Here is a 25,557-nt window from a genome sequence, read left to right as displayed (position 1 = left end):
GCAATCCCCTTTCCGCATCGCTACATCTTTCTGTGCTTTTTTAACGCAGCGATATTCAAAATCATGAAAATAATCGATAACCCGAACAAAAGAAGCAAGTCGGGATAGATTTCTTTAAATCCATATCCTCTCACCATCAGGTCTCGCATCGCGTCGGCCGCATAGTAAAGCGGTGTCAGCGGGCCGATCCAGCTGAGCCATTCGGACATCGTTTCAAGGTTGAACAAGCCTGAGAAGAAAACTTGCGGCACGATAACGAGCGGAATGAATTGAATGATTTGCATTTCGTTATTTGCAAAAGCCGACAATAGAATCCCGAGCGTCAATGCTGTAAAGGAAAGGAGGAGGATGGTCAAAAGGACGAGCAAGAACGACCCTTCCATCAGCATATCAAGAATGTAGATTCCATACCAGGCGATGACCGTTGCCTGGATGGTAGTGAAAATTCCGAAACCGAGTACATATCCTGCGACAATTTCCCAGCGCCGCAGCGGGCTTGCGAGAAGCCTTTCAAGCGTCCCGCTCGTCCGTTCACGCAGGAAGGATACGCCTGCGATTAAAAAGACGAAGAAGAACGCGAAATAAGCTAGAAGAACAGGGCCGAAGTAATCAAATTGGCTCATCGTTTCCGAGCCATGCAAATAATCGACATGGAGTTCTTGTGTGCCCGTATTGGGAAGGACAGGTTTGAATGCCTTCTGGACCCACAGCATGACTGCCCGGTTTGCGGTTGGATCGCTGCCTTCAAGCATAACTTCCGGACTTTTCCCTTTAAGGGACAGGAATCCGTCCAGATTACCTTCTTTCAATGCTTTGAATGCGGATTCGCTGGAACTGTAAGCTTCTATTGTCGCATCATCAAGATTCATTTGTTGCTTTAGCTGCTCGGGAAAATCTACTAGCCCTACTTTCGGGACATAATCCCGGCCGTTAAAGACGAGGTTCAGCATGGTCAAAATCAGGATCGGAGCAAGGATCATCAATGCCATTGTCCGTTTGTCACGCAAAAATTGCCTTAAAATTCGAATGACGAGTGCCTTGATACGCATTATACCGCACCTCCATAAACAAGGAATGCCTGCTCGATTGTATCGGAGGCTGTATTTTTCTTGAGCTCCTCCGGCGTTCCTACGGCAATCAGCTTTCCGTCGCGAATCATGCCGAGCCTGTCGCATTTCTCGGCCTCATCCATAACGTGGGTCGTGACAATGATGGCCGTGCCCTTTTCCTTCAGCTCATAGAACCGTTCCCAGATGCTTTTACGCAACACAGGGTCAATCCCGACTGTAGGCTCATCGAGGATTAGCAGTTCCGGTTCATGGAGCAAGGCTGCTGCCAGGGAAAGGCGCCTTTTCATCCCCCCGGAATAATTCGACACAAGCTTGTTCAGGTCGCCGCTTAATTGGACAATCTCCATGACTTCCTCTATGCGCTGCTTCAGCCTTTTCCCTTTCAATCCATAGAGTGCACCGAAAAATTCAAGATTGTCTTTTGCGGATAGCTCCAGGTAGAGGGCATCTGACTGGGACATGTAGCCTGCCTTTTCAACGAGCATGAGGGATGGCATTTTTTCATTGAATAGCCAGTTTTCACCCTCTGTCGGCAGTTCCAGGCCAATGAGCTGACGGACGATTGTTGTCTTCCCCGCACCGGAGGGACCAAGCAGGCCGAAAATTTCCCCGGGATAAATATCAAGATTAATATTGTTCAAGACCTGCTGTTTTCCAAAAGACTTTGAAACGTTTTTGATTGAGACGATGGAGCTGTTTTCCATAGCGATCCACCTTTCTTATTAGGAGTGAGTAATCACTCATTTATTAATTTTAGTGTATGCTAGGCGAATGAGAATTGGAAGTGAGTAATCACTCACTTTTAAAAAATAATTTTCGACAAGAGTTTTGGAGCTTTTTAGCTGCTGTAGTTACGAATTGGCGGGAAAACGATATATAATGAGAAAAAGACAAATATAGCAGTGAGGTGCAAATAAATGGCGGACTTTCAGTCAAGTGTCATTATACATAAACCGGTCGGCGAGGTATTCCAGTTTGTCAGCAGCATGGACTACATGCCGGAAATCATGCCGAATATTGTTAAAATTGACAAACCAGGAACGGGTCCATTGAAGCCAGGAGATAAAGTAGTCGAAACGCGTCTAATTCGCGGTCGGGAAACAAAAAATGAACTCGAGATTTTGGAATATGAAGAAAATAAATTGTTTTCGTACCGAAGCAATGTGAACGGGCTTCAATCGACTTACAAGTATATCTTCGATGAAATAGAAGAGGGAACGAATGCCCATTTTAAAGCGGAGGTTAAAACAAGCGGTATCGTCATGGCCCTGACAAAGCGGTTCATTGTCAACATGCTAAAAAGAGAAGACGGCAACCAGATGAAGTATTTGAAGGATGCGTTGGAGGGTACTGAGTCGGTTACCGGATAAGGACAGCGAGGGTTGTAGAGACAGTTTGGAGAGGGATTTTAAGTTACTTTTGACTGTCCTATAAAGTGACATCTTTAGGCAGCAAGCAGTAGATAACCGGATTTACTGTCCAAATGAAGCGGGGATTCTGACAGCAACTGGCGTTTTCTCATCTTAGGTGTCCGAATGGGGCCGTGAAGAAGCCATGCCTTCTGACAGGTTAGTGGTAAAAAGCTGAAACGAGTCAGAAGAAGCCATGCCTTCTACTGACAGCGGATGGAGTTTTCTAAACTTCAGTGTCCAAATGAGGCATGAATTCATTCATTTACACTTCCCATGACAGCGGTCCTATTAAACCCGTTTCCACTACAGCCTCCAACCCATAAAAAAGTACCCGGTGGCAAACCGCCAGCCGGGTGCTTTTGGCTATCTGAATAATAGCCGTATCCGCGCCAACCTATTAAAGATTAAAATTTATACGTCCAGAACCGTTCCACGTTGACCCAGACCATCGTTTGCGGATCCTGGTTTTTCAGTTTTTCCTCCATATCCTTCACCATCAGCTGTGTCTGGGAGCGGTGCGCTTTTATTGCCTGAAGCTTTATGTCGGCAACTGGAGTGATATCATGGACAATGTCCGCTTCTCCAAGTTCTTCGATGCAGTTTTTCGCGAACGCGACACAATGAAGCTTCGGCCTCTTTGCCGGAGCAATTTCGCTCACAGCCCGGATAACGGCCCTTCCCGTTGCTTCATGGTCGGGATGGACGGAGTAGCCTGGGTAAAAAGTGATGATTAGCGATGGGCCAACCTCTTCAATAATGGATGATATATTGGCGGCCAGCTTTGCTTCATCCTCGAATTCGACGGTTTTGTCCCGGTAGCCAAGCATGCGCAAGTCGTTGATGCCAAGCACCCTCGCCGCTTCCTGAAGCTCTCCCTTTCGAATCAGCGGCAGTGATTCCCTTGTTGCAAAAGGAGGATTGCCCATGTTCCTGCCCATTTCCCCAAGAGTCAGGCATGCGTAGGTCACCGGCGTCCCGTTTTTCGTATGGGTGGCGATTGTCCCCGACACACCAAATGCCTCATCATCCGGATGTGGAAAAACTACGAGCACATGGCGTTCCTTTTCCATATACAAATCTCCTTTGGATTAGTCTTCATAAACATGGCCTTTATTCAAAAGGCGTCGGGCTTACCTGAAGGGCAACCGCAAGTTTCCCGTTAAAGTCATGCCCCGCCATTAAAAGGCGCCCTTTTTCATCCACCTCGTAATGCGTTATTCCTTCCGCATATACCCAGCCAAGGGGTATTTTCAACCCGATGCGATACGGGCCGGTGCCTGTGACCTTGCCAAGTTCATAAGTGACTTTGGCGTTCCGGATAAAGGCTCCCGACGAAAAGAAAGACTGGTCGAAATGGGAAGCATACGCGCCATTTGTCGTTTCCAAATGAATGTAAACCTCTTTTCCGCAAAATTTGTCTATTGCGGATTGGACATCTTCCTTGTTGACTGGTTCCAACTAAATCCCCCTTCCCCGCAGATCGGCTCTGCTTTTTGTTAAAGTTCTTTAATCCTTTTATCATACTAAAAACTGGAGTGGAATGCGAAATCCTTGCACTTGGTTCACTGCTCCGTTAAACAGCAACGGGCCGGAAGCAATCCCGGCCCGTTGTTTGAATGCCGCGGAAGCCAGCCATCAGGCAGGGCGCGGCTAGAAGGAACGAATGTAAAAAAATTTGTCCTACATCGTACACAATGATATTTTTATGCGTTTTTATGAATATTTCTGAACTCACCCTGCCAGGTAGGGCCAACGTATTCATTAAGTTTGAAACCGTGTTTAATGGCTTCAGTAATGAACGCTTTTGCTGTATCGATTGCCTGCTCGACTTCCAGCCCTTTTGCAAGGCCGGCGGCAATCGCGGCGGAGTACGTGCATCCTGCCCCGTGGGTATAGGTTGTTTCAACTTTTTCAGTTTCGTACAGCTTATAGTTGTTGCCGTCAAATAGCAAGTCCACGGCTTTGCCTTCATGCTGGAATTTGCTTCCGCCCTTGATGACGACATATTTGGCACCCTGTTCATGAATAATGGCTGCCGCTTGCTTCATCTGGTCCAAATTGCGGATTGGGCCTGTCTTTGCAAGCTGTCCTGCTTCGAAGAGATTCGGAGTTACAACTGTGGCACGGGGAACAAGCAGCTCGCGCATGGCATCGGTTGTTTCGGGATTGAGGACTTCATCTTCACCCTTGCAGACCATAACCGGGTCAATAACAACCCTGTCAAGCTTGTTTTCATCGATTACTTTTGCCGCGAGCTCGATGATTTCAACTGTTCCGAGCATTCCCGTTTTCATGGCGTCGATTCCAGTCGAAAGAATTGTTTCCAGTTGGGTTTTCAGCGTTTCGACCGGCAGCGGATGAACTTGATGGTTCCAGCCCTCCGGTTTCATCGTGACAATCGTTGTCAGCGCAGTCATTCCATAGACGCCAAGCTCCTGGAACGTTTTAAGGTCGGCCTGGATGCCAGCGCCGCCGCTTGTATCTGAACCGGCAATCGTCATTACTTTTTTAATCGACATGCTGTTGCCTCCTTGTATTTGGATGTAGGACGGATTGTCCATTTACAATCCAGCCTATCTTCCTCCGGTTACTATAATTCCCTCCTCATTTTACTCACGATGATGCGTTTTTGTAAAGAATTCTAGAGCTTTCTTTTCGGGTTGCGAAAGATGTTACGGTTTTTTGACTTTGCATGGCAGCGTGATAATTATTACTGCATTACCCCCCTTTTCGCATTACTCTGATTAAAAGAGGAAGGTTTGCAGAGTAGCAATGTTTGAAACCCCCGCGATAAAAAGGAACCGGTTCTCCACATTCCCATGATGAATATCTTTATGATTCACAAATTGTACAAACAAAAGTCACACATCTGAAAAAGAATTGTCAAAACTTTGCCGCTAAATTTCCCATTGTCCCTTTGAATTTTAATAAGTAATCGTATCACAATCCTTTTATATCAAGGGATTGACTGAGTAAGGCGTCCCAAAGTCCCAGTAGTGACACACATCACTGCTTCTATGGGTTTCCATTTTTACAATAAAAGTTGGCGAGAAATAGTTTGCCAGAACATGCAAGGGAGGAAGGGCAATGAACAGAAAAAGCTGTCCCGATGAGTACCCTATCAATCTTTCGGTCAATGGGTATGAAATTGCCGTTTTCCAGCTGACGAAGTCCGATTTGGAGGATTGGGCTTATGGTTATCTCTTTTCCGAGGGAATGATTGAATCCGCCGATGATATAGAGGAAGTCGTATTCCAGGAAAGAACCGGTACACTTCAAGTCACGCTTACCAATCCTTTTGACGGCGAGAAAATGTTCTCGAAGAAAAAGCATTATACCGCCGGTTGCGGGCGGGGGGTCACGTTTTTTTCAATGACCGATGTCAAGCAATTTGAAAAGGTCCGTTCCAATCAGCGCTATCCGTTAAGCTATTTGCTAAAGAAACGGGCTGAATTCGCCCAGTGTTCGACTCTTTATTTGGAAACAGGGGGCATGCATGGCGCCTGCATCATCAATAATGACGGCACCATGGCGATCCGGGAAGACATTGGCCGCCACAATGCGGTGGACAAGATTATCGGTCATGCAATCAGGAACCGCCTCGATCCGGAGAAGCTTATTCTTCTGACGACGGGCAGGGTTTCCTATGAAATGTTATCAAAGGCAGCAAAATTTGGCTTTGCCGTCATCGGATCAAGGACCGCCGCTACAAAGCAGGCCGTCCAATTAGCCAAATATTTAAATATAGAGGTTGTAGGCTATTTAAGGGGGAAAATGGCCGTCATTTATACCTCGGCAGGAAGGGTCCACAGTGACATAAGGGAGCCTGCAGCTGCAGAAATCAACTGAAAAGGAGGCTTAGTGAAGGGCCATTCAACAATGGGTCCTGGATTAGGAAAAAAAGGGATGCTCTAGGTTAATTAAGGGAAGGAGACACAGAGATGGTTGAAATCAACCTGAATCGCCGGCAATTTTTAAAATTGTCAGGCGCCACCGCGGCCACATTGGCCATCGTCGAGCTAGGCTTTGATGAAAAATCGGCCTATGCGAAATCGAAAGAGCTCAAAATTGCCCAAGCAAAAGTCACACCAACCATTTGCTGCTATTGTGGCGTAGGATGCGGAATCCTCGTCCATACAAAAGACAACACGGTCGTGTACACGGAGGGGGATCCCGACAACCCGATCAATGAAGGAAAGCTTTGCTCGAAAGGAACAACTTTACGGCAGCTTTATACTTCTGAAAAGCGTATGACAAAACCGTTATACCGCGCACCGGGCAGCGAGACATGGGAAGAGAAAGACTGGGAATGGATGTACGACACCATTACCAAACGCATCAAGGAAACACGCGATGCTTCATTTGTGGAACAAGAGAACGGAATGATCGTTAATAAAACAGAACGCATTGCCAGCATGGGCGGAGCAGCTCTTGATAATGAAGAGTGCTATTTGCTCTCAAAAATGATGAGAGGGCTTGGCGTCGTTTATCTCGAACACCAGGCGCGAATATGACATAGTTCTACGGTTGCCGGTCTGGCACCTACATTTGGTCGTGGAGCAATGACTAACCACTGGAATGATTTGCAAAATACCGATTGTGCCCTGATTATGGGAGCGAATCCTGCCGAGAACCATCCGATTTCATTCAGGTGGCTGACAAAAGCGAGGGAAAAGGGAGCGAAAATCGTTTCCGTCGATCCTCGTTTTACAAGGTCTTCGGCGCTTGCTGATATTTATGCGCCTCTTCGTTCTGGGACCGATATTGCGTTCCTCGCGGGCATGATTAATTATGCGATGGAAAAGGGCTATATCCACAAAGAGTATGTTGCTAAATATACAAATGCTTCGTTTATTTTAAAAGACAGCTATGACTTCCATGATGGCCTGTTTAGCGGATATGATGAAGCAAAACGCATGTATGACAAGACAAAATGGGCGTTTGAGACGGATGAAGAAGGAAAGCCGGTCAAAGACACGACCCTTGAACATCCGCGCTCAGTCTTCCAACTGATGAAGAAACATTATGCCCGCTACGATTACGACACTGTTGCCGAAGTGACAGGGACTCCTAAGGAAGATTTCCTGAAAGTCGCGGAAGCATTCTGTTCAACCGGGAAGGTCGGCAAGTCGGGCGTCATTATGTATGCAATGGGAATCACCCAGCATACTGTTGGTTCACAAAACGTTCGGGCGATGGCCATGCTTCAGCTGCTTTTGGGCAACGTCGGGCTTCCGGGCAGCGGCCTTGCAGCAATGCGCGGGGAGTCGAATGTCCAGGGCTCAACAGACTTCGCGCTCCTTTACGGCGACCTGCCTGGCTATGTCGGGGTACCAAAAGCGACAGTGCCTGAACATGCGACTCTTGCTGGATACAACGAAAAGGAAACACCAAAGACAGGCTATTGGAGCAACAAGCCAAAATTCCTCGTCAGCATGCTGAAGGCGTGGTACGGGCCGAATGCAACGAAAGACAATGAATTCTGCTATCAGTACTTGCCAAAAGGAAATAAAAACTATTCCCATATCAACCTGTTCAATGCGATGTATAAAGGCGAGCTTGACGGCGCGTTCTTCTTTGGCACAAACCCTGTAGTCGGAGGGCCAAACGCAGGAAAAGAGAAAGAAGCGCTCAGCAATCTGAAATGGCTCGTTGCAGTTGATCTATGGGAAACCGAATCGTCCGCATTCTGGAAGAAGGAAGCCGGTTCGGATCCGAACAAAATCGCGACCGAGGTATTCTTGCTGCCGGCATCCGCTTCTTTTGAAAAAGAAGGTTCGGTATCAAACAGCTCGCGCTGGATGCAATATCGCTGGAAGGCGATTGATTCAAGAGGAGAAGCAAAATCCGACCTTGAAATTATCAACACGTTGGCAGTAAAGCTGAAGGATATGTATAAAAACGAGTCGTCGCCTGCAGCGAAAACAATCAACGCGCTGTACTGGAACTACGGCGGAGACCATCACCCGGACATTGACCTTGTCTGCAAGGAAATGAATGGCTACGATACTGTTACCGGAAGGCAAATTGCAACGTTCGGCGACTTGAAGGACGATGGCTCGACGTGCAGCGGAAACTGGATTTACTGCGGATTTTATCCGGAAGAAGGGAAGAACAGGTCGAAAAACCGTAATGCAAAAGACGGCGGGCCGAACTTCCTGAACTGGTCCTATGCATGGCCGGCAAACAGGCGCATCCTGTACAACCGCGCATCCGCCGATCCAAGCGGCAAGCCGTGGAGCAAGGAGAAGGAAGTCATCCATTGGGATGCCCTCCAGGCAAAATGGGTCGGGAATGATGTGCCGGACTTCAAGCCAATTGTGTCCCCGGCCGAACCGGGAGGCCAAAATCCATTTATCATGATGAAGGATGGAGTGGCTGGAATATTCGCGCCTACTTTGAACGACGGGCCGTTCCCTGAACATTACGAGCCATTTGAAAGCCCGGCAGCCAACGTATTCTCAAGCCAGGAAATCAATCCGGCGATCCAGATTTTTGAAGGTGATTTCAACCTGAAAGGCACGAGGAAGGATTACCCAATTATTGCGACAACCTACCGGGTGAGCGAGCATTGGCAATCCGGTTCGATGACACGCAACCAGGAATGGCTGTCCGAACTTGTCGGCCATATGTTCATTGAAATCAGTGAAGAATTGGCGAGGGAAAGAGGCATCAAGAATAAGGATAAAGTTATCGTCAGCTCCGCCCGTGGTGAAATCGAGGCATACGCGATGGTTACAAAGCGCTTTAAGCCTCACACAATTAAAGGCAAGAAGGTCCACCAGATCGGCATGCCTTGGCATTTTGGTTTCAAGGGATTCGCTACAGGGGATTCGGCAAACCGCCTGACACCGCATATAGGCGACGCCAACACAACTATCCCAGAGTATAAAGCATTCCTTTGCGACGTAAGGAGGAAGGGCTAATGCCGGAATATGTAAAATACGTTGACGTCACCAAATGTGATGGCTGCCGCGCCTGCATGGTAGCGTGCAAAAACTGGAATGATCTTCCCGCCGAGCCGCAGGATTTCCTAGGAAGCATCCAGTCGCACAGTAAAGTAACGGCAGATACATGGAACGTCCTGCAGTTTGTCGAACACGAAAACGCAAAAGGCAATCTTGAATATCTTTTCCGGCATTCCGCGTGCTTCCACTGCAAGGATGCAGCGTGCGAAAAGGTTTGCCCTGAGGATGCCATTTCGTACACGGAATTCGGGACGGTTGTCATCAACCACGAAAAATGCGTTGGATGCGGCTATTGCGTCCAAAACTGCCCGTTCGATGTCATTTCCTTAAAGGAATACAAGGACAAGAATGGCAAGGAATACAGGAAGGCGAATAAATGCACGATGTGTACCGACCGCCTCGAGGAAGGCATGCAGCCTGCCTGTGTAACAACCTGCCACACAGGGGCGATGGAGTTTGGCGAAAAGGATGATATGATCCGCAAAGCCGAAAAGCGCGTCCAGGAAATCAAAGGCAGATTCCCGAACGCGATGGTTTACAACCCACAGGGGGTAGGCGGCACCCATACCGTTTATGTTCTTGCCGAAAAGCCATCCGTTTACGGGCTGCCGGAAAACCCTAAAGTACCGACATCCGCTGTATTATGGAAGGACTATGCCCAACCAATCGGCAAAATGATGATTGGCGCGACAACGATGGCCGTTTTGGGCGCCTTTGTCACAAATAAGCTGTTCAACAAAGAAGGCAAAGAGCATGACGAAGATGGAGGTGGAAGCAATGAGTAAGCCAATCAGGCCGGACATTAAGGTAAGGCGTTTTTCAAAAGCATTCGTTTGGGCTCATGCTGTGAATGCCATTTCCTTCTTCGCACTGTATATTACGGCCCTTCCAATGTATACAGAGTTTTTCGACTGGCTTTACCCGATTATGGGAGGCCCCGCCAATGCGCGCCTGCTGCACAGGATTTTTGCGGTTGCGTTCGTGACGCCGACGTTCATCTGGCTGATTTTCGACCCAAAGGGCTTTGCACGGTGGATGAAAGAACTTGTCACTTGGAAAAAAAGGGACCTTCAATTCTTTACGGAATTCGTCAAAGAACTGTTCGGTTTCAAGTTCAAGCATGTAAGGCAAACATTCTTTAACGCTGGTGAAAAAATCAATTCAATTATCCAGATCGTAACAGCCATTCTGATCATTGGGTCCGGTGTCCCGATGTGGTTCCCCCATCTGTTCCCGAAAGCGATTGTCCAATGGGGGTATTTTTTCCACAATGTCGGCTTTGGGCTTGCCATCGCGGTAGTTGTCGGCCACGTCTATCTAAGTGTCGTGCATAAGAATTCCCGGCCTGGCTATACAGGCGTCATTAACGGTGAAGTCCCGGCCTGGTGGGCAAAGGACCACTACACCGAATGGTATGAGGAAGAAGTTAAAAAAGGCAATTTCCCTGATCTTGATAAACTCGCTAAAAGCAAAAACAAAGGCAAAAGCAAAGGCGCGTAAAGGCTGCCGGCGGCCCGAAAGCCCCGAGCACACGAAACCGCGCATGATTAAAATGAGAACGGGAATGGCTGTCTACATGGACAGCCATTCCTGCTAAAACGATCGGTCCAAAATAAAGGCAATTTTAAGGCATTGCAGTATCATTATACGAAAAGAGGTGCAACTGGGTTGAAAACATCCGTCGTCTCGAAAGATTATCAAAATTTGCACAAGGAAATCATCGGCCTGCAGGAAAAATGGAAAAAGAGCCTTGGCAGCGGGGCAGTCACAATAAAAACAGACAAAACGGCAATGAGCTCGGGGGTGCCGGTGGCGGCGCTTTCAATTTTTGATTTTGATATTCCACTATTTTTACAGTGGATAGAGGAAATTAAAGGGTTATTGGTGAAGAATAATGATAAGATGGAAGAGAAGCTTGTTTTTTTATCGACAATAATGGACGAAAATACCGCGCAGCGCTGGATCGACGAAGCGCTTGCGTTTAACGATATTTATTTTCATGGATTCGCAAAAGAGCAAGGTGTGGAAGGATGGATTCCATACTTCCTGGCTGAAACGGCGCTCCGTCCATACTTGCAGCTGGCAGCCGAAAAAGCCCAGCCGGCGATCCATGCCGTAATCCATGGGGCCGGGTGCCCGGTATGCGGTGAACCGGCAAGGCTCGCCCAGCTTGAAGGGGAAGGGAAAAAGGAACTGTATTGCCCGCGCTGCCTCGCCCACTGGAATGATAAGCGGGTCACCTGCTCCCATTGCGGAAATGAGGACCATGAGACAATCAAATTTATCACCGTGGAAGGCGATGCCGCATCCCAAATCCAGGTTTGCGAAAAGTGCCATGGTTATATAAAAATTGTCGATACAAGGCAGTTTATCAACAAGCCTTCCGCGGCCATGCTTGATTTGACAACACTTCATCTTGATTTTGTCGCCCAGGAAAACGGGTACCATACCGGCGGAAGCGGGGAAACCGAAAACTGACTGCCCGGAAGAAACCGGACGGGGAGAAGGTGATTCAATGAAAGCAGCGGCGATCCTATTATCTGGCGGAAAGTCGAGCAGAATGGGCACCAATAAGGCCCTTTTGAAAATTAACGAAAAAACGAATATTGAGAGAATACGAGATGAGCTCCTTAAAGTATTTGATGAGGTCATCCTTGTGACGAATGAACCAGAGGAGTATCGGTTCCTTCAACTTAAAACGGTAACGGACGAATATCCGGGAAAAGGGCCTTTGGCCGGCATCCATGCCGGGCTTAAGGCATCCAGCTTTGATGCCAATCTCGTCGTTGCCTGCGACATGCCGTTTGTTTCTTCGGAACTCGGGGAAATCATGGTTAAGAATCTTGGCCATCATGATGCTGTCGTTCCTGTCATCGAGGGGAGGCAGCATCCCCTTTTTGCCGTTTATCAAAAAGGCATCGCCGAAGCGGCCGAGACGTGCATAAACGAGGGGAGCCTTCGCCTGAAACATTTGTTTGAACAGCTCGATGTCCTTTTTTTAACAGAGCGGGACCTGGAAACGTATTCGAATGGCTCCCTGGAACGGATATTTTTTAATATGAATAAACCGGAGGAATACGAGCTGGCCGTTCAACAAGCCAAGGAAGAAGAATCCGGATAAGAGTTTCGATTGAAAGAGAGGGTTAGGGATATGCAATTTTTCAAAGTCAAAACAGTTGAGGAAACCTTTGCACTCATCGATCAGCAGGTAAGGAAAATCAGCGCGATTGAAAAAAAAGCGATAGAAGACGCGCTTGGCTGCATCCTTGCCGAAGACGTCACCGCCAGGGAAGATGTTCCGGGCTTTGACCGCTCGACCGTTGACGGCTATGCTGTCAGGGCCGAAGATACATTTGGTTCATCGGAATCGATGCCGGGTTTTCTGACTGTTGCCGGAGAGGTAAGGATGGGTGAAGCTGCCAGTGTCCCGGTTGGCTTTGGAGAAGCTGTTTACGTCCCTACCGGGGGAATGATGCCCCAGGGGAGCAATAGCGTCATCATGATCGAGCATTGTGAAGAGATTGCCGGCCTTCTCAATACATACAGGCAAGTAGCGCCCGGGGAGAATGTCATCCGGGCGGGGGAAGATATCCGCAACGGCGAACTTCTGCTCAGTGAAGGGACACGGTTAAGGCCACAGGAAATCGGCGCTCTCGCCTCACTGGGGATTACCCACGTCCACGTTTACCGAAGCATAAAGGCCGGATACTTATCCTCGGGAGACGAAATTGTCCCGTTTGATACCCCTGAATTAAAAATTGGCCAAATTCGTGATATAAATTATTTAACAATCGCTGGCCTTGCGAGGGATTGGGGAGTTGACGTCATTTACGGGGGAATCGTCCCCGATGATTATGAAACATTCAGGTTAAAGGCATCCGAGTTATTCAATCAAGTGGATTGCCTGATCCTTTCCGGCGGAAGTTCTGTTGGGGCGAAGGATTATACAACCGAAGTCATCCAATCGCTAGGCGGGCCGGGGGTATTTGTACATGGCATTTCCGTAAAGCCGGGCAAGCCGACGATCCTCGCGATGGCGGGTGATAAACCGGTGATTGGGCTCCCGGGGCATCCGGCATCGGCGATGATTATTTTCCGCCTTTTCGGCGAACGCCTGCTGAAAAAGCTTCAGGGGGAACAGGCCGAACAGCGGCCAGACCGGATCTTTGCCAGGATTACAAAAAACATTCCATCGGCGCCAGGGCGGTCTGATTATATACGCGTAAGGCTGTTTGAACAGGATGGCGAGTGGTGGGCCGATCCGATTATAGGGAAATCCGGTTTGATTACGACACTAGTGAAGAGCGGCGGGATTGTAGAGATTGTTTCCGAAAAAGAGGGCATCGCCCAAGGCGAGTACGTCCCGGTCATTGTAACAAGGTAGGGGGAATGGCATATGGACCAAAAACGGTATAAGCGAAAAATTTATCTCGAGGACAAGCCAAGAGCCGTGGCGCGTGAGGAATTGCTTGCAGCTTTTGACCTGCCGCCGCAGAAGGAATGGGTCAAGGTGGAGGACGGACTTGGCAGGGTTACAGCTGAACCGGTTTTCGCGATTGCATCCATGCCCCATTATCATGCTTCAGCAATGGACGGAATCGCCGTCAATGCGGCGGATACATATAGCGCGCATGAGCAGAACCCGCTAAGGCTCTCGCATGGTGAACAATTTGTTTATGTCGATACAGGAAATGCGATTCCCGCCCAGCATAACGCGGTCATTATGATTGAAAATGTCAACGTGATCGATGACCAGACGCTTGAAATCATCGAACCGGCAACACCTTGGCAGCATATCCGGCCGATTGGCGAGGACATTGTCCAGGAAGAGATGATTTTTCCGCAAGGCCACAAGCTGCGCCCGGCAGATCTAGGCTCCCTGCTTGCCGCGAGAATCACAGAAGTTGAAGTCGTAAAGAAACCGGTTGTCGCTATCATCCCGACAGGCAATGAGCTTATCGAAGCAAAAGACGAGCCTGTTTCAGGAAAGATTATTGAGTTCAACGGCACTGTCTTTGCCAATTTCGTCAAAGAATGGGGTGGTGAACCCCGTTTGTCGGGAATTGTAAAAGATGAGCCAGAAAAAATAAAGGAAGCGCTTCTCAAGGCTGCTGAAACATCCGATATTATCGTCATCAATGCGGGTTCCTCAGCCGGGTCGAAGGATTTTACCGTCCATATTGTCGCGGAAATTGGGACTGTCTTTACCCACGGAGTCGCGGCGAGGCCGGGTAAGCCTGTCATTTTAGGCAAAATAAATGGAAAACCGGTTGTCGGAGTACCTGGTTATCCGGTTTCGGCCTATCTGGCACTGGAATGGTTTGTATGCCCGCTGGTCTGCAAGTATTTGCAAATCACTGAGCCAAAGCGGCAGACAATTGAGGTGAAGCTTGGGAGGCGAATAGTCTCTACAATGGGCCAGGAGGACTTTATCAGGGTGAATATCGGCTATGTGAACGGGCAATATGTCGCCAATCCGCTCACAAGGGCGGCGGGGGTGACGATGTCCTACGTCCGCGCCGATGGCCTTCTCGTAGTACCCGCTGATGTGCTCGGGTATGAACAAGGGGAAACAGCTGAAGCCGAGCTTTTAAAGCCGCTGGAAGAAGTAACAAACAGCATCGTATTCAGCGGCAGCCATGATTTGACAATCGATCTGCTGTCCTCGCAAATCAAACGGCAGCGCAGTGATATGAAAATTATCTCGTCCCATGTCGGCAGTATGGCCGGGCTGATGGCGATCCGAAAAGGGGAGGCCCATGTTGCGGGAATCCACTTACTGGACCCTGAGACGGGGGAATACAATCTTTCGTATGTGAAAAGGCTGCTGGATGGCATGGACATTGTTCTGTTCCCATTCCTTAAGAGAAAACAGGGCTGGTTCGTCCCGGAAGGCAATCCTCTTGGCATCGAATCGGTTGAAGATATAGCCTCGAGGAGTGCCCACTTCGTCAATCGCCAAAGGGGAGCCGGAACAAGAATCCTTTTTGATTTGCTTTTGAAAGAAGCGGGGCTTACCCCCGAAAGCATCACCGGCTACAGCCGGGAAATGTTCTCGCATCTCAGTGTCGCCGCGGAGGTAAAAGGAAATTCCGATTCGGTCGGCCTTGGTATTTTCCCGGCTGCAAGAGCGATGGGGCTTTCATTTGTCCCGGTTGCGGATGAAGAATATGATTTGGTTATGACAAAGGAATTTTTCGAGAGTGATAAAGGCAGGATGCTTGTATCCGTCATTCAGTCGGAAGAATTCAGGCAGAGTGTTGGCCATATTGGCGGCTATGAAGTTATCGCCGGCGCGCCCTTAAGATAGGCTGAAGGGCTGTTTTAAAAAAACCATGGGGGGCGCTTTGGAGCGCTTCCGTATGTCAATGGAGGCAGGAAGCATGTATGAAATCTCAAAGGAACCAATTGATATCCAGACTGTGATCGACAAGGTTGTCCAGCGTGAAGCCGGGGCGATTACTACATTTATTGGAACGGTCCGGGAGCTGACCCATGGCAAAAAAACGCTTTACCTTATTTATGAAGCATATGAAGCGATGGCCGTGAAAAAGCTTGAGCAAATCGGCCTGGAAATCGAGGAACGCTGGCGTGGTGCCAAAGTGGCCATTAGCCATCGTGTCGGTAAGCTTGATATAACGGATATCGCGGTTGTTATTGCTGTTTCAACCCCGCACCGCGCTGATGCTTATGAAGCGAATCGTTATGCGATTGAGCGAATCAAGGAAATTGTCCCAATCTGGAAAAAGGAGCATTGGGAAGACGGAGAAGAGTGGGTCGGCAACCAGCTTGAAACGGTCGCTTACCCAACAGGCAAGCCCGAGGAAGGTGATTTGAATGAATAAAGTGATGTTCTTTGCCCATTTGCGAGATGCCGCCGGTGTTGAGTCAATAACAGTCGATGCCGCTGGCAAGACAGTAGCGGAATTAAAGTCGGAGCTTGCCGAAAAATACGATTTACCTAAAATGGATACCGTTATGGCAGCGATTAACGAGGAGTTTTCATCAAATGAAGAAAAAATAAATGAGGGTGACGTTATCGCCTTCATCCCTCCAGTTAGCGGAGGCTGATTAGCCGGATTGGATTATTGGGAAAGGGCTTCCGCTGCGGAAAGCCCTGTCTTTTTTATCCGATGGTCAACAATAGTAAGACCCTGTCTGAGCCTTCACATAGAAGGGGGAATACAGTCGGGAAAGGAAAGGGGACAGAGCAAGTATGGCGGAGCGATATTCAAGGCAAATCCTTTTTCCGGGAATTGGAAGGGCGGGCCAGGAGAAAATCCGGTCCAAGCACGTATTGCTTATAGGGGCGGGCGCGCTCGGTTCGGGAAATGCCGAAATTCTGACCAGGGCTGGTATCGGAAAACTAACGATCATCGACAGGGATTATGTGGAGGAAAGCAATCTCCAGCGCCAACAGCTGTATACCGAGGAAGACGTGGCACAAAAGCTTCCGAAGGCCGCCGCCGCTGAAAAAAGGCTCCGGGCCATAAACCGCGACGTTCATATAGAAGCAATTATCGGTGACGCCACTCCTGAAGTACTGGAAGAACTGGCAAACGGAATTGATTTGATCATTGATGCGACCGATAATTTTGAAACAAGGATGGCCATCAATGATGTTTCCCAAAAGTACCGGATACCCTGGATTTACGGGGCCTGTGTAGGCAGCCACGGAATGAGCTTTACAATCCTGCCGGGGGCGACTCCATGCCTGAATTGTTTGCTACGGACAATCCCGCTTCAGGGTCTTACGTGCGATACTGGAGGAATCATTGGGCCAGCCGTCCAGATGGCCATTTCCCACCAATCGGCGGAAGCGCTGAAAATTCTTGTCGAGGATTGGGATGCAGTCCGGGCTACGTTTGTCAGCTTTGATTTATGGCGGAATGAGTATACTGCCATGAAAATGTCAAAGGCCAAATTTTCCGGATGCCTCTCGTGCGGGGAACAACCTACCTACCCGTATCTGGATAAGGAAAACATGACCAAAACGACCGTGCTGTGCGGGCGGGACACAGTTCAAATACGGCCCTCCGCCCAAGGGGACCTGTCGCTTGAAAAGCTCGCTTCCCAGCTTGGCTCCCTCGGTTACGAGGTCAAGGGGAATCCCTACCTCATTTCGGTCGAACTTGGAGAGGAGCGGATGGTCATTTTCAGGGATGGCCGCGCACTCATCCACGGAACGAAAGACCTTACCCACGCAAAATCCATATACCAACGGATTATGGGATAAGAACAATTTTCGATTTTGAATTCCATTAGCTACGAAAAATCCCCGGGATATGTATTCCGGGGATTTTTAAAAATATGAAAGTAAAAGGCACTAAACAAGTGCTGCCGTTTTTTACTTTTTGCAGGCTACCAGTACAAGGCGCCCTTTATCCAATTCCTTTTCATAGCGGTCTGCCTCATCTGCAGTCAATCCCAATGATTCGAACTGGGAGCGCAATTCATCGCCACGTTTTTTAAAAACATTGGCAACTGAATCAATCAATCCCTGTTCCTTCAAGCCGACATCTCCCGCCCCAAGTGCATCCGCCAAATCTTCTTCTCGTTCCTTGTCATGGGCAAACAAATATACTTCATCCTTTGAAAAGCCTTCCGTAGCAAGCAAAGATAGCTTTTCTTTTGCCTGGACACCGTTCTCGACAACTTCAACTTTATACATAAAAACATTCCTCCTTCGCAATTGTTCACACAGTTTTTATATAACCTTTACCATGGCAACTAAACATGAAAGTTCAGGAAATCATTAGCGGGATTTCTGATTCGTGTTGAAAGGATGATAGAATGATAGAAAAAAGGGAATAAGAGGGCAAAGGAGGGTTATTATGCTAGAAAATACATTGCCGCCGAGCTGGTCGGATTTGCTTGGCGATGAGTTTCAAAAAGATTACTTTCAAAAGCTGCGAGAGTTTTTAATAGAGGAGTACCGCACGAATACAGTCTATCCGGAATACAAGGATATTTTCAACGCCTTGATGCTGACTGGATATGAGGATGTAAAGGCGGTCATCCTCGGACAGGATCCGTACCATGGCCCTGGGCAGGCGCATGGACTGAGTTTTTCAGTTAAACCGGGCATCAATCCACCACCATCGCTTAAAAATATTTTTAGGGAATTGTGTGATGACCTTGGGATTGAATCGCCTGACCATGGCTACTTGCTGAAATGGGCCGAACAGGGCGTACTTTTATTAAACACTGTGCTGACAGTGCGAAAAGGAGAGGCGAACTCGCACCGTGGGAAAGGCTGGGAACAATTTACCGATAAGGTCATCACCCTCTTGAACGAGCGTGACAAGCCAGTCGTTTTCATTCTGTGGGGAAAACCAGCCCAGGAGAAGCTAAGCCTCATTGATACTGCCAGGCACCCAATCATCATGTCACCGCATCCGAGTCCTTTTTCGGCAAGAAAAGGCTTTTTTGGCAGCAAGCCTTTCTCGAAAACAAATGAATTATTGCGTTCGATTGGCCAGGAGGAAATTGATTGGCGGCTGCCTCCCCTATAAAGACCTTCATTCGCACATTTCTTTAGTAACCGGGACAAGCGTTTATACAAGGAATCCCCTCCCTTCATAGTCTGTAGCGAATAGGAAGGGAGGGAATAGAGATGAGAGTAACTTGCCAGGAACTCGCCAATATTATTGGCGGCCAAGTCGTGACAACCCAGGGGGCGTGCGTCGTACAGCGCAATAGGAATATCAATGCAACAATCCTTGGCCGTAGAACACGATCCCCGCTCGCACTGCCTTTTGCCTTATCTTTTGAAGGAAATGGCCTGAATCTGGGCGAAACCGTCATCCTGCAGAGGGAAATCAATCCAATGCTTACCGCATTGAGAAAGCGGGGGCTGATTGTTACGGCTGTACACAACCACTGGTTGTTTGATGAGCCTCGATTGATGTATATGCACTGGGAGTCCGCTGGAAATCCAGCTGAATTTGCCCAGTTAAGCTTTGAAGCAGCCCTTGAAGCGGGGTTATTTTAACCGGTCGATAGGCGGGGCGGGAAGGCTAGGGCCGTTATGGAACTCGGCCTTCTTTTTGTTCTTGTCCAGGAAATTATACAATTGAACCATGAGCAGGGACACAAAGGAAGGCTCCTCGGAATTAGCATCACAGGGACACAAAGGAAAGCTCCTCAGAATTAGCATCGCAGGGACACAAAGGAAAGCTCCTCAGAATTAGCATCGCAGGGACAGACGTCCTTTGTCTGTCACGAGGTTTCCTTTGTCTGTCACAAGGTTTCCTTTGTCTGTCACAAAGGCACTTGCGCATTTTGTTCTGCCCAATTGCCGCCAGGGCAGGGAGAGGGTATGTGCGAATTTGCGCGGAATAATGTAAAATGGAGGAGATTGCGGTAAGCGCTGTTCGAAGGAGTGGATTTTTTTGAACATACATATTGAAACGCTCTTGGCCAAAATAGGGGAAGAACTCACGCTGGCCAAAGCTGCCATGAAAGAAGAGGAACTGCGCGAGAAACTTTATTCGATCAAAACCCTTTGTGAAGTCGCACTGGCAAAAGGCTCTAGATCTGCCGAAAGGGAACCCGGGCGGCTATTAACGACCCATCCAGTTCCTCAGGCGGGATTCCAGGCTGTTCCGGGACAGGGGAAAAAGCTTGAGGATGATGAGGCAAACGGGGATTCGATTTTCGACTTTTAGAAAGAGAGGTAATCTGATGAAAACCTTTATTATGATTGGCGCCATTAATGCGTTTCTCGCCGTTGCGCTAGGGGCGTTCGGCGCCCATGGATTGGAAGGGCGGATTGCTCCTAAATACCTTGAGATATGGAAAACCGGAGTGAATTACCAAATGTTCCATGCGGCCGGACTGCTCATAATCGGCCTTCTCGCGGGCAAAGTTCCTGCAGGGTCGCTTTTTACAACAGCCGGCTGGCTTATGCTTGCGGGCATCGTCCTGTTTAGCGGAAGCCTGTACGTGCTTAGCCTCACGAAAATCGGTGTGCTAGGGGCGATTACGCCTCTTGGCGGGGKGGCATTTCTGGCTGCCTGGGTATTGATTATTGTTGGCGCGGCAAAGCATTTATAGAATCAAAAAAGGAGGACCGCAGATGTATCAGGCGGTCCTCCTTTTATGCCTATCAGATCTTTTGTTAGCGGGGAGAAAAGGAGCTCAAACCTGGCCCGCCGCCAGGGAAGGGATAGGAATATTCAATTTCTTCATCAAATGTGATGTAATCGAGGTAAACCATTAACAGTAAATAGCGAATGCCCGATTGCGGGTCGCTGAGGATGATGTGGTCACGGCCGGCTGCTTCTATAATCCCCTTGAATACTTGCTGCCTTTTCTGTCCGTCCCTTGTCCCTTCGAATGTCATGTAGACTGTGGCTAGCTTTCCTTTGTTGAGGCGGAGGATATTTTCGATGTATGACTCTTCAATTGGCAGCATTCCAGGCACTTGGGGCCCGGTCGTTGGCGCGCTATGCGGAATGGGCACGCTGAAGCCGCCTGTCCCGGGCATAATGGGGTAACCTCCCATTTGGCCGCCCCCCATAGGCTGCTGTTGCTGTTGTCCCGTAGCAGGGTTGACAGGCGCGCCCCCTGTTCCGGTATAAGGCTGGTAACCTTGCTGTCCGGTTCCATAAGTACCGTATGGATTCATTGCATTCCCTCCTCTAAAAATAAGCTTGGGGACTCCGCCGAAAGGAATGGCTCATCCCGCCGCAAATTGCCGACTATCCACAAACCATGCCATGGCTTGTATAGGCTTGGATGTGAAGACTCGCTAATTGAAACATATGAAGGTTGGAAGCGGAATATGACTCAAGGAACAGGGAAAAGCCCCGGCCAAAGAGCGGCCGGGGCTTTGAAATTCTTTACTTATACTTGCAGGAATGAGTTGATTCCTTCTTCTGTTAGCAAGTTGCCGACAAAGAAGGAGCCGAATTCCCCGTAACGGGCGCTTACTTCATCAAATCGCATTTCATAAACAAGCTTTTTAAACTGGAGGACGTCGTCAGAGAACAGGGTGACGCCCCACTCGTAATCGTCGAAGCCGACCGATCCGGTAATGACTTGTTTTACCTTGCCCGCGTACTGGCGGCCAATCATACCGTGGCTGTACATAAGCTTTTTGCGCTCCTCCATCGGAAGCATGTACCAGTTGTCGTTGCCCTGGCGGCGCTTGTCCATCGGATAGAAGCACACATGCTTCGCCTTTGGCAGCATTGGGTAGAGCCGGGCACGGACATGCGGGTTTTCATAAGGGTTTTCACTTTCATGCAAATAATTGCTCAGCTCAACTACGGAAACATAGGAATGAGCCGGCACTGTATATTCAGCCAGCTTCGTTTTGTTGAATTCTGTTTCGATTTCGTTCAGTTCTTCCATTGTCGGACGCAGGATCATCATCATGAAGTCGGCTTTCTGCCCAACGATTGTGTAGAGTGCGTGGCTGCCTTCTTCCATTTTCATTGTCGCGTTCCACTTTTCGACCAGGCCGAGGAATTCATCTATAGCGGCCTGCCGCTCGTCCGCAGGCGTCATTTTCCATGTAGTCCAATCGATACTCCTGAAATCATGCAAACAGTACCAGCCATCTAGCGTCTGTGCTGCTTCATTCATCAAAATCACTCCCCATTCATACTATCCATACACCAACCTACTATACCACAGTTTCACCCAATTGCCCCAAAACAAACCCCAACACCGCCTGCCGTTTAAACTTCCCCCAAATAGGATAATTTAAAAAGTGTGTCAATTTGGCAGTGGTACTTCAGTTGGTACTTCAAATAGTGTTTCAATGGATGCCTGGCACCCTTCGTGGACAGTTACCCCAACTGTACGTGTGAGGTGGACAGTTTGTTTGTACTATATAGAGTTGAAAAAAGTTCTACGGAAATCAACCATCTCGTTCACATTTGGAACCCAATTTTTATTTCAACCTATATAGAAGGTTTTTTTGCTTTAATGCAGTAAAGATTTCTGAATAGAACAACTTTGTGGATGGCGGCCTGTTTCCCTTGAATTTTGCCTGTGGTAAAGTATCCTAAATATGAGAGTGAATAGAAGGAGGATGGCTATTGTGAGCGATTTATTTGAAGGTATTAAGCAGAAAATCTCCGGCCACAATTTGAGGATTGTGTTCCCTGAAGGGTTTGACGAAAGAATATTAAAGGCTGCCGGGCGCCTGGCTGCAGAAGGAATCCTCACCCCTGTCCTGATCGGCAATATTGAAGAACTCCAAGCAAGGGCCAAACAACTCGATGTTTCCCTCGAATCGGCTGAGATTTATGATCCAGCCAACTACTTAATGATGGACGAGCTAGTCGCCTCGTTTGTCGAGAGGAGAAAGGGGAAGGCAACCGAGGAAGATGCCCGGAACATTCTCCTGGATGTGAATTATTTCGGTACGATGCTAGTCTATCTTAATAAAGCGGACGGCCTTGTCAGCGGCGCTGCCCATTCAACAGCGGCTACAGTCAGGCCGGCGCTGCAAATTATCAAAACAAAAGAAGGCGCTAACAAAACATCTGGTGTTTTCCTCATGGTTCGCGGGGATGAACAATATGTCTTTGCCGATTGTGCAATCAATATTTCCCCGGATAGCCAGGATCTTGCTGAAATCGCAATCGAAAGCGCCAATACCGCAAGGATGTTCGACATTGAACCGCGTGTGGCCATGCTAAGCTTCTCGACAAAAGGCTCGGCCAAATCGCAGGAAACCGAGAAGGTGATGGCTGCGGTTGAAGAGGCAAAGCGCCGTGACCCGCTTCTCATCATCGACGGTGAGTTCCAATTCGACGCAGCATTTGTCCCTGAAGTAGCGATCGCCAAAGCTCCCGATTCCGTCCTGCAGGGCAATGCGAATGTTTTTGTGTTCCCAAGCCTTGAAGCGGGGAATATCGGTTATAAAATTGCCCAGCGCCTTGGCGGCTTTGAAGCGGTCGGGCCATTACTGCAAGGGCTGAACCGCCCTGTTAACGACCTGTCCCGCGGCTGCAGCACGGATGACGTCTACAMCCTCGCCCTTTTAACAGCTGCCCAAGCCATAAGCAAGTAGAACACCCGGCGTTCAGTCGGAGTTTGCGTTCCCTTATGGTGCCTAGCACCCTTCACGAGATCGTGGTTAAAGCTAAAATAGTACGTTATGAAAATTCCCGGCTCCTTTATGGAGGCCGGGATTTGATTTTAAATAAACAAAAGCAAACTAATCGCCATGACGGCCATCCCGGCGACCAGGCCGTAGATTGGCAGGTGGGTTTCATCGTACTTCTTCGCGGCGGGCAGCAGTTCATCAAGCGAAATGAAGACCATGATGCCGGCAACAGCCGCGAAAATGACCCCGAACATAATATCATTCAGGAAGGGCATTAGGAATAGGTAGGCCGCCAAAGCCCCAATCGGCTCCGACAATCCGGAAAGGAAGGAAAGCTTGAACGCCTTTTTCTTGTCGCCCGTTGCAAAATAAACAGGGACGGAGACGGCAATCCCTTCAGGAATGTTGTGAATGGCGATGGCAATAGCAATCGCAACGCCAAGGGCCGGATCCTGAAGCGCCGAGGTAAAGGTTGCGATTCCTTCGGGAAAGTTATGGATTCCGATTGCCAGGGCTGTAAAGGTCCCCATTTTTAATAAAGCGGCGTCATGGGCGGCATTGCCCGGCTGCATTTCCTCAACCGTTTTTAACTCGTGCGGGTTCCCTTGCTTGGGAATGAACCTGTCGATTAAGGCAATCAGCAGTATACCCCCGAAAAAACCGCCCGCGGTCGCCCAATTCCCTGCCTGGAGCCCCATCGCGGAGACAAGGGCTGTTTTTGCTTTTACAAAAATTTCAATCATCGACACATAAATCATAACCCCGGCTGAGAAACCAAGTGTGACGGAAAGGAACTTCGTGTTCGTTCTCGATGTAAAGAAGGCCAGGAAACTTCCGATTCCGGTTGCAAGGCCAGCGAATAATGTTAACCCTAATGCAAAGAGTACTTCTTGAGACATAATAACTTTCCCCTCTCAAAATACGTATATATGGATGTGGCCCTGGTGTTGAAGGGCGTGCCTTGTTAAACTACTATATGCACACAATTTAAAATGTTTCCTATGGTGAAGATTCTATCTGATAGTTAACTTAACTTGCAACTACTATTTTTCCCAGGCCTAAAACATTCTTATGCATTCTGGAAGTTTCAGCGGCATATTTTCCTAGGCAGGCCCTGTGTTATAATAGTCAGCAGACTAGTTGCAATGGAGGCATGCTTAGATGGACGGCTCGTTGCTCCGCCAGGATCAGTGGCGGCTTATCGACCAATCGACTACAGGCATCCTAATGCCTGCCATACAATCCTTTGCCATTGACGACACGCTTTGCGCAGCAGTCGGAGCGCATCTCTCCCCGGCTACGGCACGGACATGGGTCCACCGCGACACAGTCGTCCTTGGCATACAGGATACGAAACTGCCCTATCTAGGGGAAGGACTTGAGTTTTTGCGCGCCCGTGGGTATACTCCCATCGTCCGGAATTCAGGAGGGCTGGCGGTTTTGCTCGATGAGGGCGTTTTAAACATATCGCTTATTTTTCCGGAAAAGGAACGGGGCATTGATATAAATCGCGGCTACGATTCGATGTGGCTTTTGATTAGGGAAATGTTCGCAGACTTTGGCAAGGATATTGAAGCGAGGGAGATTGTTGGCTCCTATTGCCCCGGCAGCTACGACTTGAGCATTGGCGGAAAGAAATTTGCCGGTATTTCGCAGCGCAGGCTCAGAAGGGGCGTCGCCGTCCAAATCTATCTCAGTGTGGAAAACAGCGGCGGCAAGCGGGCGGAACTCGTTCGGGATTTTTATTCCTGCGCATTGAAAGGGGAACAAACGAAACATGTTTACCCGGAAATTCAGCCGGGAGTGATGGCAAGCCTGTCTGAACTGCTGGAAACCCCGCTGGCTGTGCAGGATGTCATGCTCAGATTGATGCTCTGTTTAAAAAAGAACGGCGGCCTTCTTTATTCCGGGCAGCTGACGCCTTATGAACAGGAGCTGCTGCCCGGCTACCTGTCAAGGATTGCCGAACGGAATGAGCCATTAACAAAGCCGTAAACCCCAATGGGTCTACGGCTTTTAAGAATGTATTGCCACACTCG

General features: G+C 48.8%; 27 protein-coding genes. 18 read left to right on the top strand and 9 right to left on the bottom strand.

Annotated features, from left to right (window positions below; genetic code table 11):
* Positions 1-20 precede the first annotated feature (20 nt).
* Entirely contained in the window at positions 21-1,049 is a 1,029-nt protein-coding gene (locus tag ADU24_RS20910; protein ID WP_053368456.1) for an ABC transporter permease, read from the bottom strand.
* Positions 1,049-1,774, bottom strand: a complete 726-nt coding sequence (locus tag ADU24_RS20905; RefSeq protein WP_053368455.1) for an ABC transporter ATP-binding protein — start codon at positions 1,772-1,774, stop codon at positions 1,049-1,051. Before ADU24_RS20905 ends, ADU24_RS20910 begins: the two co-directional genes overlap by 1 nt.
* Positions 1,775-1,987: 213 nt before the next feature.
* Here ADU24_RS20905 and ADU24_RS20900 point away from each other — a divergent pair, with 213 nt between their 5' ends.
* Positions 1,988-2,440 carry an SRPBCC family protein gene (locus ADU24_RS20900; protein ID WP_053368454.1) on the top strand — a complete coding sequence of 151 codons (453 nt, stop codon included), beginning with the start codon at positions 1,988-1,990 and terminating at the stop codon, positions 2,438-2,440.
* Positions 2,441-2,886: 446 nt separating this feature from the next.
* Here the strand turns inward: ADU24_RS20900 and bshB2 are convergent, their stop codons facing one another.
* The 3 genes from bshB2 to pdxK all read right to left on the bottom strand — a co-directional run bounded on the left by bshB2 (position 2,887) and on the right by pdxK (position 5,001).
* Positions 2,887-3,552, bottom strand: coding sequence for a bacillithiol biosynthesis deacetylase BshB2 (gene bshB2, locus ADU24_RS20895; protein WP_053368453.1), 666 nt, complete (start codon positions 3,550-3,552; stop codon positions 2,887-2,889).
* A gap of 40 nt (positions 3,553-3,592) precedes the next feature.
* A complete protein-coding gene (locus tag ADU24_RS20890; protein WP_053368452.1) occupies positions 3,593-3,940 on the bottom strand; it encodes a YojF family protein in 348 nt (115 codons plus the stop codon).
* A gap of 245 nt (positions 3,941-4,185) precedes the next feature.
* Positions 4,186-5,001 carry a pyridoxine/pyridoxal/pyridoxamine kinase gene (pdxK, locus tag ADU24_RS20885; RefSeq protein WP_053368451.1) on the bottom strand — a complete coding sequence of 272 codons (816 nt, stop codon included), beginning with the start codon at positions 4,999-5,001 and terminating at the stop codon, positions 4,186-4,188.
* 568 nt (positions 5,002-5,569) lie between these two features.
* Here pdxK and fdhD point away from each other — a divergent pair.
* The 11 genes from fdhD to ADU24_RS20825 all read left to right on the top strand — a co-directional run bounded on the left by fdhD (position 5,570) and on the right by ADU24_RS20825 (position 17,686).
* Positions 5,570-6,331, top strand: coding sequence for a formate dehydrogenase accessory sulfurtransferase FdhD (gene fdhD / locus ADU24_RS20880; protein ID WP_053368450.1), 762 nt, complete (start codon positions 5,570-5,572; stop codon positions 6,329-6,331).
* Positions 6,332-6,432: 101 nt separating this feature from the next.
* The gene (gene fdnG, locus ADU24_RS20870; protein WP_156324708.1) at positions 6,433-9,408 is read left to right on the top strand and encodes a formate dehydrogenase-N subunit alpha; all 2,976 of its coding nucleotides are present in this window, start codon (positions 6,433-6,435) and stop codon (positions 9,406-9,408) included.
* Positions 9,408-10,235, top strand: coding sequence for a 4Fe-4S dicluster domain-containing protein (locus tag ADU24_RS20865; RefSeq protein WP_053368447.1), 828 nt, complete (start codon positions 9,408-9,410; stop codon positions 10,233-10,235). Before fdnG ends, ADU24_RS20865 begins: the two co-directional genes overlap by 1 nt.
* On the top strand, positions 10,228-10,950 hold the full coding sequence (locus ADU24_RS20860; protein WP_053368446.1) for a formate dehydrogenase subunit gamma: 723 nt from the start codon (positions 10,228-10,230) through the stop codon (positions 10,948-10,950). Before ADU24_RS20865 ends, ADU24_RS20860 begins: the two co-directional genes overlap by 8 nt.
* A gap of 168 nt (positions 10,951-11,118) precedes the next feature.
* A complete protein-coding gene (locus tag ADU24_RS20855) occupies positions 11,119-11,928 on the top strand; it encodes a formate dehydrogenase accessory protein FdhE (protein WP_053368445.1) in 810 nt (269 codons plus the stop codon).
* Between the two features lie 37 nt (positions 11,929-11,965).
* A complete protein-coding gene (gene mobA, locus ADU24_RS20850) occupies positions 11,966-12,571 on the top strand; it encodes a molybdenum cofactor guanylyltransferase (protein ID WP_053368444.1) in 606 nt (201 codons plus the stop codon).
* 30 nt (positions 12,572-12,601) lie between these two features.
* Positions 12,602-13,834, top strand: coding sequence for a molybdopterin molybdotransferase MoeA (locus tag ADU24_RS20845; protein WP_053368443.1), 1,233 nt, complete (start codon positions 12,602-12,604; stop codon positions 13,832-13,834).
* Between the two features lie 12 nt (positions 13,835-13,846).
* Entirely contained in the window at positions 13,847-15,760 is a 1,914-nt protein-coding gene (locus ADU24_RS20840) for a molybdopterin biosynthesis protein (protein WP_053368442.1), read from the top strand.
* Between the two features lie 58 nt (positions 15,761-15,818).
* The gene (locus ADU24_RS20835) at positions 15,819-16,295 is read left to right on the top strand and encodes a molybdenum cofactor biosynthesis protein MoaE (RefSeq protein ID WP_197277582.1); all 477 of its coding nucleotides are present in this window, start codon (positions 15,819-15,821) and stop codon (positions 16,293-16,295) included.
* The gene (gene moaD, locus ADU24_RS20830; RefSeq protein WP_053368440.1) at positions 16,288-16,521 is read left to right on the top strand and encodes a molybdopterin converting factor subunit 1; all 234 of its coding nucleotides are present in this window, start codon (positions 16,288-16,290) and stop codon (positions 16,519-16,521) included. Before ADU24_RS20835 ends, moaD begins: the two co-directional genes overlap by 8 nt.
* Positions 16,522-16,666: 145 nt before the next feature.
* Positions 16,667-17,686, top strand: a complete 1,020-nt coding sequence (locus tag ADU24_RS20825; RefSeq protein WP_053368439.1) for a thiazole biosynthesis adenylyltransferase ThiF — start codon at positions 16,667-16,669, stop codon at positions 17,684-17,686.
* A gap of 111 nt (positions 17,687-17,797) precedes the next feature.
* Here the strand turns inward: ADU24_RS20825 and ADU24_RS20820 are convergent, their stop codons facing one another.
* Positions 17,798-18,121, bottom strand: a complete 324-nt coding sequence (locus ADU24_RS20820) for a general stress protein (RefSeq protein WP_053368438.1) — start codon at positions 18,119-18,121, stop codon at positions 17,798-17,800.
* Positions 18,122-18,284: 163 nt separating this feature from the next.
* Here ADU24_RS20820 and ADU24_RS20815 point away from each other — a divergent pair, with 163 nt between their 5' ends.
* The 4 genes from ADU24_RS20815 (at position 18,285) to ADU24_RS20800 (ending at position 20,508) form a co-directional block, all read left to right on the top strand.
* Positions 18,285-18,965 carry a uracil-DNA glycosylase gene (locus ADU24_RS20815; protein ID WP_053368437.1) on the top strand — a complete coding sequence of 227 codons (681 nt, stop codon included), beginning with the start codon at positions 18,285-18,287 and terminating at the stop codon, positions 18,963-18,965.
* A 101-nt stretch (positions 18,966-19,066) separates the two neighbouring features.
* Positions 19,067-19,444 carry a DUF1259 domain-containing protein gene (locus ADU24_RS20810; protein ID WP_053368436.1) on the top strand — a complete coding sequence of 126 codons (378 nt, stop codon included), beginning with the start codon at positions 19,067-19,069 and terminating at the stop codon, positions 19,442-19,444.
* A gap of 400 nt (positions 19,445-19,844) precedes the next feature.
* A complete protein-coding gene (locus tag ADU24_RS20805; RefSeq protein WP_053368435.1) occupies positions 19,845-20,120 on the top strand; it encodes a YwdI family protein in 276 nt (91 codons plus the stop codon).
* 16 nt (positions 20,121-20,136) lie between these two features.
* Positions 20,137-20,508, top strand: a complete 372-nt coding sequence (locus tag ADU24_RS20800) for a DUF423 domain-containing protein (protein WP_053368434.1) — start codon at positions 20,137-20,139, stop codon at positions 20,506-20,508.
* 64 nt (positions 20,509-20,572) lie between these two features.
* On the opposite strand, the gene gerQ is transcribed toward ADU24_RS20800, so the two are convergent.
* Positions 20,573-21,082: a spore coat protein GerQ gene (gene gerQ / locus ADU24_RS22785; RefSeq protein WP_082306995.1), complete on the bottom strand. Its 510-nt coding sequence runs from the start codon at positions 21,080-21,082 to the stop codon at positions 20,573-20,575.
* A gap of 218 nt (positions 21,083-21,300) precedes the next feature.
* Positions 21,301-22,044 (bottom strand): hydrogen peroxide-dependent heme synthase, encoded by a 744-nt coding sequence (hemQ, locus tag ADU24_RS20790; RefSeq protein ID WP_053368433.1) that lies wholly within the window; start codon positions 22,042-22,044, stop codon positions 21,301-21,303.
* 460 nt (positions 22,045-22,504) lie between these two features.
* On the opposite strand from hemQ, the gene pta reads away from it, so the two are divergent.
* Positions 22,505-23,482, top strand: a complete 978-nt coding sequence (pta, locus tag ADU24_RS20785; RefSeq protein ID WP_053368432.1) for a phosphate acetyltransferase — start codon at positions 22,505-22,507, stop codon at positions 23,480-23,482.
* A gap of 128 nt (positions 23,483-23,610) precedes the next feature.
* On the opposite strand, the gene zupT is transcribed toward pta, so the two are convergent.
* A complete protein-coding gene (gene zupT, locus ADU24_RS20780; protein ID WP_053368431.1) occupies positions 23,611-24,417 on the bottom strand; it encodes a zinc transporter ZupT in 807 nt (268 codons plus the stop codon).
* A gap of 262 nt (positions 24,418-24,679) precedes the next feature.
* Here zupT and ADU24_RS20775 point away from each other — a divergent pair, with 262 nt between their 5' ends.
* Positions 24,680-25,513 (top strand): lipoate--protein ligase family protein, encoded by an 834-nt coding sequence (locus ADU24_RS20775; protein ID WP_053368430.1) that lies wholly within the window; start codon positions 24,680-24,682, stop codon positions 25,511-25,513.
* Positions 25,514-25,557: the final 44 nt, after the last annotated feature.

The organism is Bacillus sp. FJAT-27245, assembly GCF_001273955.1.
Taxonomy (GTDB): Bacteria; Bacillota; Bacilli; order Bacillales; family Cytobacillaceae; genus Bacillus_D.
The sequence above is the reverse complement of the archived record's forward strand: the minus strand, read 5'-3'. Positions and strand labels throughout refer to the sequence as shown.

Coding starts and splice junctions, on each gene's coding strand:
- ADU24_RS20835 (WP_197277582.1), top strand. CDS start 15,819: ATGGAGGCAGGAAGCATGTATGAAATCTCAAAGGAACCAATTGATATC.
- bshB2 (WP_053368453.1), bottom strand. CDS start 3,552: ATGGAAAAGGAACGCCATGTGCTCGTAGTTTTTCCACATCCGGATGAT.
- ADU24_RS20810 (WP_053368436.1), top strand. CDS start 19,067: ATGAGAGTAACTTGCCAGGAACTCGCCAATATTATTGGCGGCCAAGTC.
- ADU24_RS20840 (WP_053368442.1), top strand. CDS start 13,847: ATGGACCAAAAACGGTATAAGCGAAAAATTTATCTCGAGGACAAGCCA.
- ADU24_RS20860 (WP_053368446.1), top strand. CDS start 10,228: ATGAGTAAGCCAATCAGGCCGGACATTAAGGTAAGGCGTTTTTCAAAA.
- ADU24_RS20900 (WP_053368454.1), top strand. CDS start 1,988: ATGGCGGACTTTCAGTCAAGTGTCATTATACATAAACCGGTCGGCGAG.
- ADU24_RS20825 (WP_053368439.1), top strand. CDS start 16,667: ATGGCGGAGCGATATTCAAGGCAAATCCTTTTTCCGGGAATTGGAAGG.
- ADU24_RS20845 (WP_053368443.1), top strand. CDS start 12,602: ATGCAATTTTTCAAAGTCAAAACAGTTGAGGAAACCTTTGCACTCATC.
- hemQ (WP_053368433.1), bottom strand. CDS start 22,044: ATGAATGAAGCAGCACAGACGCTAGATGGCTGGTACTGTTTGCATGAT.
- mobA (WP_053368444.1), top strand. CDS start 11,966: ATGAAAGCAGCGGCGATCCTATTATCTGGCGGAAAGTCGAGCAGAATG.
- pdxK (WP_053368451.1), bottom strand. CDS start 5,001: ATGTCGATTAAAAAAGTAATGACGATTGCCGGTTCAGATACAAGCGGC.
- ADU24_RS20775 (WP_053368430.1), top strand. CDS start 24,680: ATGGACGGCTCGTTGCTCCGCCAGGATCAGTGGCGGCTTATCGACCAA.
- ADU24_RS20820 (WP_053368438.1), bottom strand. CDS start 18,121: ATGTATAAAGTTGAAGTTGTCGAGAACGGTGTCCAGGCAAAAGAAAAG.
- ADU24_RS20815 (WP_053368437.1), top strand. CDS start 18,285: ATGCTAGAAAATACATTGCCGCCGAGCTGGTCGGATTTGCTTGGCGAT.
- gerQ (WP_082306995.1), bottom strand. CDS start 21,082: ATGAATCCATACGGTACTTATGGAACCGGACAGCAAGGTTACCAGCCT.
- ADU24_RS20905 (WP_053368455.1), bottom strand. CDS start 1,774: ATGGAAAACAGCTCCATCGTCTCAATCAAAAACGTTTCAAAGTCTTTT.
- ADU24_RS20865 (WP_053368447.1), top strand. CDS start 9,408: ATGCCGGAATATGTAAAATACGTTGACGTCACCAAATGTGATGGCTGC.
- zupT (WP_053368431.1), bottom strand. CDS start 24,417: ATGTCTCAAGAAGTACTCTTTGCATTAGGGTTAACATTATTCGCTGGC.
- ADU24_RS20910 (WP_053368456.1), bottom strand. CDS start 1,049: ATGCGTATCAAGGCACTCGTCATTCGAATTTTAAGGCAATTTTTGCGT.
- moaD (WP_053368440.1), top strand. CDS start 16,288: ATGAATAAAGTGATGTTCTTTGCCCATTTGCGAGATGCCGCCGGTGTT.
- fdhD (WP_053368450.1), top strand. CDS start 5,570: ATGAACAGAAAAAGCTGTCCCGATGAGTACCCTATCAATCTTTCGGTC.